Raw genomic sequence first — 11759 nt, forward strand, 5'->3', positions numbered from 1 at the left:
AAACGAAGGATCTTCCACACATGACTCGACGAAGCGGGCATTTGCATCTCGGCGCCTTTCTCTATCCCACCGGCCATCACATCGCCGCGTGGCGGCATCCTCATGCTCTCGCCGATGCGGGCAGCAATTTCGCGCACTACACGCAGCTCGCGCGAGCTGCGGAGGCGGCGAAGTTCGATCTGGTCTTTCTCGCCGACGGCTCGGGCACGCGCGGCGACGATCCGCAATTCCTGAGCCGGACCGCCCACAGCTATGTCGCGCAGTTCGAGCCGCTCACGCTGTTGTCGGCGCTCGCGGCGGTCACGCAGCGCATCGGGCTGGTGGGCACGGCATCGACGTCGTTCAACGAGCCGTATCACATCGCGCGCAAGTTCGCGTCGCTCGATCACATCAGCGGCGGGCGCGCGGGCTGGAATCTCGTGACGTCATCGAGCGAGCACGAGGCGCGTAATTTCGGCTTCGACGAGCATCTCGCGCACGCGCATCGCTATGAGCGCGCTGAAGAATTCGCGGATGTGGTGACGGGACTGTGGGATAGCTGGGACGACGACGCGTTCGTGCGCGACAAGGCGTCGGGGCGTTACTTCGATCCGGACAGGCGCCATGTGCTGAATCACCGTGGCAAATTCTTCAGCGTGCGTGGACCATTGAACGTCGCGCGCTCGCCGCAAGGTCATCCGGTGATCGTGCAGGCGGGATCGTCGGAGGCGGGCAGGGCGCTCGCCGCGCGCACAGCGGAAGTGATCTTCACGGCGCAGCAGACGCTCGACGATGCCGTTGCCTTTTATGCGGATGTGAAGGGCCGCATGGCAGCCTATGGGCGCGATCCGGGCTCGCTCAAGATCATGCCGGGCGTCATGCCGATCGTCGGCCGCACCGAAGCCGAAGCGCGCGCGAAGTTCGACGAGCTGCAGGCGCTCATTGATCCTGTCGTGGGACTGGCGATGGTCTCGACGCTCACGGGCGGCTTCGACCTGTCGTCATACCCGCTCGACGGGCCCATTCCCGAGCTGCCCGAGACCAACGCGAGCAAGAGCCGCCAGTCCCTGACGATCGAGCTCGCGCGGCGCGAAAACCTCACGATACGCGAGCTATACCGGCGCATTGCCGGTGCGCGCGGCCACTGGCAACTGGTCGGCACCCCCGCGCAGATCGCGGACGCGCTGGAGGAGCGCTTCGTCGCTCACGGCGCGGACGGCTTCAACGTAATGCCCGCGTTGCTGCCCGACTCGCTCGACGATTTCATCGAACTGGTGTTGCCGGAATTGCGCCGACGCGGCCTCTTTCGCAGCGAATACGAAGGGCGCACGCTGCGCGATCATCTCGGTCTCGCGGTGCCCGCAGACCGGCGCGCGGCGGAGGCAGAAGCCGAGGCATGAGCGGTGATTGGCTCATGAAATGCACGCAAGACTGAAGCCGCATTCATGCGGCTTCAGTGAGCGCGCACGGTCAGTGTTGCGGCGCGCCTTCCCAGGCCGGCAGCGTCGCGCCGTGATAAACGGAAAGAATCGCCGATGCGACGTTCGCCTGCTGATAGCTGTCGACGAGCGTCTTCACCCACGGCGCCTGCGCATCCTTCGCATTGACGGCGATGAAGTTGCGATACGGATTGCCCGGCACCTTCTCCTGCGCGATGCGTTCCTGAGGAATCTTGATCCCCGCCTTGATCGCCCAGTCGGTGTTGACGACAGCCGCATCGAGATCGCCGATCGCGCGCCCGACGATGCCCGCATCGAGCTCCTTGATCTGCACGTGTTTCGGGTTGTCGGCGATGTCGCGCGCGGTCGGCAGCAGGCCGACGCCTTCGCGCAGCTTGATCACGCCGTTGGCCTGCAACAGCAGCAGCGCGCGGCCTTCGTTGCTCGGATCGTTGGGCACGCCGATCGCGGCGTTCTGCGGCAGCTCGGCGACCGATTTGACCTTGCGCGAATAGAGGCCGATAGGCTGCACATACGTGAAGCCCACGGGCACGATGTCGTAATGGCGCGCCTGGATCTGCGCGTCGAGATAGGGCTTGTGCTGAAACGAGTTGGCGTCGAGATCGTGTTGCGCGAGCGCCTCGTTCGGCTGCGTGTAGTCGGCGAAGGTCGTGACCTTGACGGTGATGCCGTGCCTGGCCGCGTTGGCCGCGACCGCGTGCCAGACATCCTCGTCCTCGCCGGACATGATGCCGACGCGAACCGTCTGGCCTGCCGCCTGCACCGGTTGCAGACTTGCCGCGCCCCATGCGAGCAGAACCGAGAGAAGCGCGGATTTGAATGGCGTAGAGATCTTCATGAATGCGGACGTCGTCGGTTAAAGGAGATGTGATGCTAGAGGCGCGGATGCGGCGCGACAAATAATATCGAGCGCTATCGATATGCTCGCGCTCAAGTTCCGTCACGCAGTGCCGTTAATGCGACATACGGCCGAACCCGAATGGGAACCGGATCTGAAAAACCTTTTATCTTCTTGCGGCGCGCGCAAGGCATAACATCAACATGAAACTCGTAGTCGCCATATCTGCACTTTCGATCGTCATGGCCGGATGCGGCGGAGGCGGATCGGACAGCAATCCGGCCACGCCGCCGGCGCCCGTTGCAAACGCCGCTCAGGGCCTTTATGCGGGAACCGATGCGAACAGCAACGCAGTAGGCGGGGCTGTCCTCGACACGGGTGCGTTCTATTTCGTGTATGCCAACACGAACACCAACGCATTGGGGCTAGTGCAGGGCACGGCTTCCGCATCCCACGGGACGTTTCAATCCGACGACGCGCGCACGTTCGATATCAGCGGCAAAGGCGCGAGCGATACACCCGTTCTCTCGGGTTACAACGAGAAGAACAGCCTCCAGGGCGTGATCTACACGAGCGCGGCAAAGCAGAACAGCATCAAGTTCAACGTGCTCTACGACGGCGCCTACGAGCAGGCGATCTCGCTGTCGACGATTGCCGGGACCTACTCGGGCTCGGCCGGATCGACGAAGGGCGGGGAGGCTGCGACCTTCGCCATCGGTCAGGATGGCGCCATCAAGGGCGCGGGGCTGAGCGGCTGCACGTTCAGCGGAACGGCAAGCCCTCACGGAAACAAGGATGTGCTCGATGCCGCGGTCACCTTCGGGCCGGCACCGTGCATCTACCCGGGCGCGACGCTGACTGGCGTCGTGTTCTTCAGCAAAAACCAGGTCGTGGCGGCTTTGACGCTGCCCGACCGTTCGGATGCGTTCGTCGTCGCCGCCTCGAAATAAGCCGCGCCCGCACGATCCAGTCTAAAGGCGCGGTCCGGCGCATGCCCGCCGTAACCCGCCATCTCCCCCTCCCGCGCCCGTCCGTCATCGCCCCTCCCGTCGCGAGAGGGGCTTAAACCGCCCCCCTTCCGTATTCTCTCTGCGGGACTTCATGCGCTGCCGCACTCGTATGCCGTGCGGCGGAGCGTGAGGATCGTCGACCGGCTCGCCATCGCGAGCGTCGGCTCATTGAACACGAAGCGGTTGCGCGAATCGTTCGCCTGATCGCTGCTACGGAACGCAAGAGTATGAGCATCATCGGATACAGCGTCGCGACGATCGACGAGTTCGTCGGGCAGGAATTGGGCGTGTCGGAATGGGTGATTGTGGATCAGGCGCGCATCGACGCCTTCGCGCAGTGCACCGGCGACACGCAATGGATTCACTTGAACGAGGAGCGCGCGAAGCGTGAAAGCCCATTCGGCGGCACGATCGCGCATGGTTATCTGACCCTTTCGCTGCTGGCGACGCTCGCGATCGAAGTGGGCCTCATCCCGTCGGATGCGTCCGCCGGCCTGAATTACGGCCTCGACAAAGTGCGCTTCATGACGCCCGTGAGATCCGGCGCGCGCGTGCGAAGCCGCGTCGTGCTGACGTCCGTCGAGAGGAAGAGCGGCGGCCGCATCCTCGTCAAGACGGACAACGAACTGCAGGTCGAAGGCGAAGAGAGGCCCGCGCTGATCGCGCAAACGCTCGCGATGATCATGGTGTGACGATCATGCGGACGGAGAAGTCGAACATGGAGTACAAGGAGAAGGAGATGGCAGCGAACATGAGCAGCGAGAAAGACGACATCACGGTCAGCGCAACCGACGGCATGCTCGGACCTAATCCGTTCGTCGGGCTGCGCCCCATCGATATGCTCGCCGCTGCCGGACAGATCGGCGCGCAGGCGATGCTGCATCCCACGCTGGTGCTGAAGCAGACCGCGGCGCTCGCGCGCGATCTGACGTCGGCGATCAGCGGCAAGGACGCACCGTCGCCGCAGAAAGGCGACAAACGCTTCGCCGACGAGGCATGGCGCGATCAGCCGCTCTATCGCACGACGCTGCACGGCTATCTGGCCTGGCGCAACGCGCTCGCCGGATTCGTCGAACACTCGGCGCTCGACGACAGGAGCAAGGAACGCGCACAGTTCGTGATGTCGCTCATGACGGATGCGCTCGCGCCGACCAACACGCTCGCCGGCAATCCGGCCGCATTGAGGAAGCTCGTGAAGACGCGCGGCGCGAGCGCCGTTGCCGGCATGAAAAATCTGCTGACGGATTCGCTCGGCAACAAGGGCATGCCCTCGCAGGTCGACAAGCGCGCGTTTCGTGTTGGCGGCAATCTCGGCACGTCGCCGGGCGCGGTCGTGTTTCGCAACGAGGTGCTCGAACTCATCCAGTACGCACCGGCGACGCCGAAGGTTCACGCGCGCCCGCAATTGATCGTGCCGCCGCAGGTCAACAAGTACTATATCTTCGATCTTTCGCCGAACAAGAGCATCGTCGAGTATCTGGTGAAGAGCGAGTTCCAGGTGTTCGCGGTGAGCTGGCGCAATCCGACCAAGGCACAGCGTGACTGGGATATGGACACCTATGTCGCCGCGCTGATCGAAGCTATCGAGGCAGTGCGCGACATCACCGGCAGCGAGGACGTGAACCTGCACGGCGCGTGCTCCGGCGCAATGACGATCTCGGCGCTGCTCGGCCATCTGGCGAGCCGTGGCGAGAAGACCGTCAACGCGGCCACGCTGATGGTGGCGGTGCTCGACAATACGTCGCCTTCGCAGCTCGGGCTTTTCACGACGCCCGAGGCGATCGAAATGGCCAAGCGGAACAGCAACGCCAAGGGCGTGCTGGCAGGCGACGAGATGGGGCGCGTGTTCGCCTGGATGCGGCCCAACGATCTCGTGTGGAGCTTCTGGGTCAACAACTATCTGATGGGCGAGGCGCCTCCGGCCTTCGACATTCTCTACTGGAACAACGACACGACGCGCCTGCCCGCGAAGCTGCACGGCCAGTTGCTCGACATCTTCACAGGCAATCTGTTCAGCAAGCCCGGAGCGCTGAATGTTCTCGGCACGCCGGTCGATTTGTCAAAGGTCACGTGCGATACCTACGTGATGGCGGGCATGACCGATCACATCACGCCGTGGAAAGGCGTCTACAACACCGCGCGCGCATTCGGCGGCAAGACGCGATATGTGCTCAGTTCGAGCGGCCATATCCAGAGCCTGATCAATCCGCCGGGCAATGCAAAGGCGCAGTTTTTCCAGAACGCGGAACTGCCGGAAGACGCCGAGGCATGGCTCTCCGACGCGAAACCCGAAGCGGGTTCATGGTGGAACGACTGGCGCGCGTGGCTCGCCGAACGCTCGGGCGAATTGCGCGCCGCGCCCAAGGCGCTCGGCAGCAAGCGGCACAAACCATTGGCCGATGCGCCGGGAACCTACGTCCTCGAGGCCTGAGCCGCAGCGGCGTTTCCTCAGTGCGATGAGTTCAGCGCGACGCCGCAACATGACGGGCGACGCGGCCTCGCGAGCATGCGAGTTGCCGCCCGCCCGGCGCGGCGTTCCATCGACATTTACATGGGACAAGAACGATGAAAACGATGCGCACATTGGATATACAGACCGTCGCCATGGACGGCCAGCTGCTTCGCGTCGGCATATGGCGAGGCAGCGATGCTTCGCCGCCGCTCGTCATCTTCAACGGCATCGGCGCCAATCTCGAACTGGTTCAGCCATTCGCCGACGCGCTCGGTGACGTGGAAGTCGTGATCTTCGATATTCCCGGCGTCGGCGGATCGCCCGCGCCGCTCGTGCCGTATCGCTTCTCCACGCTGGCGGTGCTGACCGACAAGCTGCTCGCGAAGCTCGGCTACGCGGGACCGGTGGACGTGCTCGGCGTTTCATGGGGCGGCGCGCTCGCGCAGCAGTTCGCGTATCTGTATCCGTATCGATGCCGGCGGCTGGTGCTGGCCGCGACGTCGCCGGGCGTCATCATGGTGCCGGGCCGGCTCTCCGTGCTGTCGAAGCTGGTTGGCGCGCGCCGCTATCGGGACCCGGATTATCTGCGGGAAGTGGGCGCGGAAATCTATGGCGGCGCGTACCGGAACGATCCTGACCTGCTCGAAGAGCATGGCCGTCATATTCAGGCGCCGGGTGGCCGTGGCTATCTTTATCAACTGCTGGCCACGTGCGGATGGAGCAGCCTGCTGTGGCTCGGCTCGCTGCGTCAGCCAACCCTCGTCATGCACGGCGACGATGATCCCATCGTCCCGCTCGTCAACGCGAGAATTCTTGCGGGCCGCATCCGTCAGGCGACGCTTCACGTCATCGAAGACGGCCATCTCTTCCTGATCACACGAACGAGCGAAGTAGGTCCGCTGGTGCGCGACTTCCTGCGCGGCGCGTAGTTCGGACCAAAAAAGCGGACGCAAAAAAACCGGCTCCCGCCGTGTTCGAGATGAACACGCACGGGAGCCGGCCGCAACTCAGCTCACCATATCCCGATTCCTCAGAACTGATCCTCGTCGAGCGCGAGCACGCCCTGATCGCTCTTCGCGCTGACGATCGACGCCTCCAGCGCGACGGCCTGCGGCAGCACGTGATCGGCGAAGAAATGCGCGGTCGCGATCTTCGCGCCGTAGAACGCGGGATCGTCGGCGCGCTTCGTGTGCGCCACGATCAGCGCGCGCGCCATTTGCCAGCCAGACAGCACGATGCCCGCGAGCTTCAGATAAGCGACGCCGCCCGCGAACACGGCTTTCGGGTCCGCCTTCGCGTTTTGCAGCATGAATTCGACGGTGTTCGCGAGCGCGGCGCGTCCCGCCGAGAGGCGTCGATGCATCGCAGCGAAGGCGGCGCCGTCATGCTGTTCGAGCGCGGCGAGCGTGGCGTCGATCTCGGCGAGAATCGCGCGGGCGGCCGCGCCGCCATCGCGGAGCGTCTTGCGGCCGATCAGATCGTTGGCCTGGATCGCGGTCGTGCCTTCGTAGATCGTCAGGATGCGCGCATCGCGGTAGTGCTGCGCCGCGCCCGTCTCCTCGATGAAGCCCATGCCGCCGTGCACCTGCACGCCGAGGCTCGTGACATCGATCGACATCTCCGTGCTCCAGCCCTTCACGACCGGCACGAGGTATTCGTAGATGGCCGCATGATGCGCGCGCGTTTCGGCGTCGGCCGCGCGATGCGCGATGTCCGAATGCGCCGCCGCGACATAGGCGAGCGCGCGGGCGCCTTCGGTCAGCGCGCGCATCGTCGCGAGCATGCGGCGCACGTCCGGGTGCTGAATGATGGCGACGGACCCTTTCGCGGAACCATCGACGGGACGGCTCTGCACGCGATCCTTCGCATAGGCGGCCGCCTGCTGATAGGCGCGGTCCGACACCGCGATGCCCTGCACGCCGACCGCGAAGCGCGCCGCGTTCATCATGATGAACATGTATTCGACGCCGCGATTTTCCTCGCCGATCAGATAGCCGGTTGCGCCACCGTGATCGCCGTATTGCAGCACGGCCGTCGGGCTCGCCTTGATGCCGAGCTTGTGCTCGATGGATACGCAATGCACGTCGTTGCGCGCGCCGAGCGAGCCGTTTTCGTTCACCATGAACTTCGGCACGAGAAAGAGCGAGATGCCTTTCACGCCCTCGGGTGCGCCCGGCGTGCGCGCCAGCACGAGATGGACGATATTCTCCGCCATGTCGTGCTCGCCGTAGGTGATGAAGATCTTCGTGCCGAACACCTTGTAGGTGCCGTCGCCCTGCGGCTCCGCGCGCGAGCGCACCAGCGCGAGATCGGAACCGGCCTGCGGCTCAGTGAGGTTCATCGTGCCGGTCCATTGCCCGGAGATGAGCTTCGGCAGGTAACGCTGCTTCAGTTCGTCGGAACCGGCGGTCAGGAGCGCTTCGATCGCGCCGTCGGTCAGGAGCGGGCAGAGCGCGAACGACATGTTCGCCGCGTTCAGCATCTCGATGCACGGCGTCGCGATGAGCTTCGGCAGTTCCTGCCCGCCGAACTCGGCCGGATGCACGACGCCTTGCCAGCCGCCTTCGCCGTACTGGCGAAACGCTTCCTTGAAACCCGGCGTCGTGGTGACTTCGCCGTCGTGCCACTCGCTCGGATGCTGATCGCCCTGCGCGTTGAGCGGGGCCAGAATTTCGCCGTTGAACTTCGCGGCCTCGTCGAGGACGGCCTGGGCGGTTTCGAGCGTGGCGTCCTCGAAACCCGGCAACGCGGAAACTTCGGCGATGCCGGCGAGTTCATCGATCACGAACAACATGTCCTTCAGCGGCGCGGTATAGCTCAATTTGTCTCTCCGGATGAATAAGGTGTGCGCGCCGTGGCAGCCGTCGAGAGGGCTTGCCGGTGCGCGCGCCGTACTCCGATGAAGCGTTGTTTCCCCATTCGGAGCGTCTCGAACCCGATCATAGGGCGGAGCCCTTGCGGGACGCACCTCCCGCGGCGGGAGGGTTCGTGCGCGAGCTGCGCCGAAGACATCGAGCCTTGTTGATGCAAATCAACGGCGCGCGGGGCGCAAAAGGTATCTTGGACACGCGCGAGGCCACGGCTTCTGCGGTTGCGCCGCAGGGCAGTGCGCCCGAATACCGATGATTCAACCGCCTGGAGATCATGATGCAAGCACGCGATGTAATGACCACTTCCGTAGTTTCCGTGACCCCCGAGACAACGGTTCGCGATCTGGCGGTGCTGCTGATGCAGCATAGGATCAGCGCGGCGCCTGTCGTCGATCAGGACAAGCATGTCATCGGCGTGGTCAGCGAAGGCGACCTGCTCCATCGCGACGAGATCGATACGGAAAGAAAGACGCGCCATTCGTGGTGGCTCGGCGTGCTTTCCGACAACGGCGCGGCCGACTACATCAAGTCGCACGCGCGCACCGTCGGGGAGATCATGACCCGCGATCCGATCTGCGTCGATGAGACGGCCACGCTCGCCGATATCGCCTCGATTCTCGAAAGCCATCACATCAAGCGCGTGCCCGTGCTGCGCGACGGACGCCTCGTCGGCATCGTGAGCCGCGCGAATCTCGTGCAGGCGCTGGCCACGGCGCTCCTCGAGAAGCATGCCCCGAGCGCGTCGGCGAACGATGCCGAAATCCGCGCGATGCTCATGGGCGAGCTGGCGGGACGCGGCTGGGCGTTCCCGGGACGCAATATCGTCGTGCGCGACGGCGTCGTGCATCTGTGGGGCCTGGTGTGGTCGAGCGATCAACTCGACGCCATGCGCATCGCGGCGGAGAGCATTCCGGGCGTGAAGTCGGTCGAAGATCACACGATTCCTTACCCGGTCATGCCCGGACTTTGAACCGGGCCGGGGATTGCGCCTCGCAGCGGCGGTGCTCACCGAAGGCTGCCGCCGCGCGAGGCGCTCAAGCATCCTGATGGCTTTCGGCGACGGCCGGCACCGCATTGGCGATCAGGCGATACAGACTCTCCAGACTCTCGCCCTCGAAGGTCGCCTCGCGGAACGGGTCCGAGCGGTTTTCGACCGCAGCGTCGAAACGCGTCCAGTCGGCGTCCGAGAGAAAGCGCTGCGCGGCCGGGAGAATCACCGTCTCCTCGACGCGCCTGTGATGCGTGCAAAAATCGACGTACCGCTCCATCAGCGTACGAAGCCCGGACAGGGCCGCCGTGCCCTTCAGCTCGAAGCGTGTGAGCGCGTGCTCCAGATCGCGCAGGCGCGCTTCGCCTTCGATGTGCTCGCGATGCAGCGCGTCGAGTACGTCGTCGAACTCGTCGGTGCGGTTTCGCAGCGCGGCGAAGAGGAAGCGGTCTTCCATCGGGTGATGGAATTGCTCGGGATATTCGCGGATGTAGTAGAGCATGGCGCGCAGCACGATGGGATCGGGCGCGGGCCCGCCTTCGCCGAGTATGCGGACGAAATCGAGCATGGCCGTCGTGACGGAGGCAAGGCGCTTGTGATCCAGACGAATGACGTGGAGGGCGGCGCGTTCCGTGGTTTCGTTCATGGCGGCTCCCGATGGCAGCGATCGCCCCAATTCTTCCACCGCGCCGCGGCCAGGCGATTGATCTGGATCAGCCAGCGTGAATGCGATCTCGCCATGCGCCGATCGACCATTTCGAGGTTGCCGTTTCATGTCGCGGTCGCATAAAGTGAGTGGGAAGCATCGCGCCGTTCCGTGAATCGACGTCTGTATTCGAAGCAATCCAGGGGAATTGTTTCTCTCGGTGTTGACTGGAGCAGGCAAATGAACAAGTTGCTTATAACCGGTGCCGCGGCGACGATCGTGCTGGCCGGCGCGGCGCATGCGCAAAGCAGCGTCTCGCTCTATGGTTTGATCGACGCGGGCGTGACGTACACGAACAACCAGATCACCGAAGCGGGGAGCGGCCACAGCAGTTGGGGAATGACGAGCGGCGCGGTTCAGTACAGCCGATGGGGTCTGCGCGGAGCGGAAGACCTGGGCGCGGGGCTGAAGGCCGTGTTCGTCCTGGAGAACGGCTTCAACGTGAACGACGGACAGTATTCGTCGAACAACCGGATCTTCAACCGGCAGGCTTATGTCGGCGTGTCGAGCCGGGATTACGGCGCGCTCACGCTGGGTCGTCAAACCGACGGCATGGTCGACTTCGTCGCGCCGCTTTCATTGGCCGGCACGGAGTACGGCGGCACGCACTTCGCGCATCCGTTCGACATCGACAATCTGAACGACTCGTTCCAGATCAATAATTCCGTGAAATACGTGAGCCCGGTTTTCGCCGGGTTCAAGGTCGGTGCGTTGTATGGCTTTTCGAATCAGGCGGGCGGTTTCACGAACAATCGCGCCTATAGCTTTGGTTTGTCGTATGTGTGGGGAGCGTGGAACTTCGGCGCGGGTTATCTCCAGCTCAACAGCGCCGCGCGCACGCCGGCACAACTGAATGCGAACGGCGCAGTCACCGATACGACCGGCGCATCCGTTCAGGGCGCGCTGACGCCGAGCCAGGTCCCGGTGGGCGTTCTGGCAGGCCGTCAGAAGACGTTGGGCCTCGGCGTGAACTACACGTTCGGCCCGGCCGTGGCGGGCTTCGTGTATTCGCAGAGCAGCCTCGAGCAATTTTTCCAGACCTCGTTGAGCACGCATTTCCAGAACTTCGAGGGTAACTTCCGCTATGCGCTGACGCCGGCGGTCCAGCTTTCGGGCGCTTACACCTATTCGCGTGCCGGCGGAAGCGGAGGCGGCGGCTTTCCCCATTGGAACCAGTTGAGCGCGATGGCCGATTACCGCTTGTCACGCCGCACCGATTTCTATATTCAAAGCGTATGGCAGCGGGTGAGTCCGAGCGGTACTACGCCTTTGAACGTGGCCTGGATCAATGGCGTGAGCGCTCCGGCTTCGACGACCGATCAGATTCAGGCGACGGTCGGCATGAGACATCGCTTCTGAAGCGCCCGCGGAAACAGGACGGCCGGGACATCGAGTCGGGCTTGATCTGGATCAAGCGACGGCGCCGGCCCGCCGGGACATTGGCGAAGGCCGCACG

The 11759-nt window shown here is 64.1% G+C and carries 10 protein-coding genes; 7 read left to right on the forward strand and 3 right to left on the reverse strand.

The window, feature by feature from the left end; translation table 11 throughout:
- The first annotated feature begins 20 nt into the window (after positions 1 to 20).
- Complete coding sequence (locus AC1Z32_RS01175; protein WP_483476884.1) at positions 21 to 1379, forward strand: LLM class flavin-dependent oxidoreductase; 1359 nt, start codon at positions 21 to 23, stop codon at positions 1377 to 1379.
- Between the two features lie 70 nt (positions 1380 to 1449).
- Here AC1Z32_RS01175 and AC1Z32_RS01180 read toward each other — a convergent pair whose 3' ends face one another.
- Complete coding sequence (locus AC1Z32_RS01180; protein ID WP_483476885.1) at positions 1450 to 2277, reverse strand: MetQ/NlpA family lipoprotein; 828 nt, start codon at positions 2275 to 2277, stop codon at positions 1450 to 1452.
- 203 nt (positions 2278 to 2480) lie between these two features.
- On the opposite strand from AC1Z32_RS01180, the gene AC1Z32_RS01185 reads away from it, so the two are divergent.
- From AC1Z32_RS01185 to phaZ, 4 genes are all read left to right on the forward strand, one after another.
- Positions 2481 to 3227 (forward strand): hypothetical protein, encoded by a 747-nt coding sequence (locus tag AC1Z32_RS01185; protein WP_483476886.1) that lies wholly within the window; start codon positions 2481 to 2483, stop codon positions 3225 to 3227.
- Between the two features lie 287 nt (positions 3228 to 3514).
- The gene (locus tag AC1Z32_RS01190; protein WP_483476887.1) at positions 3515 to 3979 is read left to right on the forward strand and encodes a MaoC family dehydratase; all 465 of its coding nucleotides are present in this window, start codon (positions 3515 to 3517) and stop codon (positions 3977 to 3979) included.
- Positions 3980 to 4026: 47 nt separating this feature from the next.
- Positions 4027 to 5718 (forward strand): alpha/beta fold hydrolase, encoded by a 1692-nt coding sequence (locus tag AC1Z32_RS01195; RefSeq protein ID WP_483478174.1) that lies wholly within the window; start codon positions 4027 to 4029, stop codon positions 5716 to 5718.
- 143 nt (positions 5719 to 5861) lie between these two features.
- A complete protein-coding gene (gene phaZ, locus AC1Z32_RS01200; protein WP_483476888.1) occupies positions 5862 to 6668 on the forward strand; it encodes a poly(3-hydroxyalkanoate) depolymerase in 807 nt (268 codons plus the stop codon).
- 101 nt (positions 6669 to 6769) lie between these two features.
- On the opposite strand, the gene AC1Z32_RS01205 is transcribed toward phaZ, so the two are convergent.
- Positions 6770 to 8560, reverse strand: coding sequence for an acyl-CoA dehydrogenase (locus AC1Z32_RS01205; RefSeq protein WP_483476889.1), 1791 nt, complete (start codon positions 8558 to 8560; stop codon positions 6770 to 6772).
- Between the two features lie 326 nt (positions 8561 to 8886).
- Here AC1Z32_RS01205 and AC1Z32_RS01210 point away from each other — a divergent pair, with 326 nt between their 5' ends.
- Positions 8887 to 9579: a CBS domain-containing protein gene (locus AC1Z32_RS01210; protein WP_483478175.1), complete on the forward strand. Its 693-nt coding sequence runs from the start codon at positions 8887 to 8889 to the stop codon at positions 9577 to 9579.
- Positions 9580 to 9643: 64 nt separating this feature from the next.
- Here the strand turns inward: AC1Z32_RS01210 and AC1Z32_RS01215 are convergent, their stop codons facing one another.
- On the reverse strand, positions 9644 to 10243 hold the full coding sequence (locus tag AC1Z32_RS01215; RefSeq protein ID WP_483476890.1) for a hemerythrin domain-containing protein: 600 nt from the start codon (positions 10241 to 10243) through the stop codon (positions 9644 to 9646).
- 240 nt (positions 10244 to 10483) lie between these two features.
- On the opposite strand from AC1Z32_RS01215, the gene AC1Z32_RS01220 reads away from it, so the two are divergent.
- On the forward strand, positions 10484 to 11662 hold the full coding sequence (locus AC1Z32_RS01220; RefSeq protein WP_483476891.1) for a porin: 1179 nt from the start codon (positions 10484 to 10486) through the stop codon (positions 11660 to 11662).
- The last annotated feature ends 97 nt before the right edge of the window (positions 11663 to 11759 follow it).

It is taken from the genome of Caballeronia sp. 11_S32 (genome assembly GCF_056930355.1).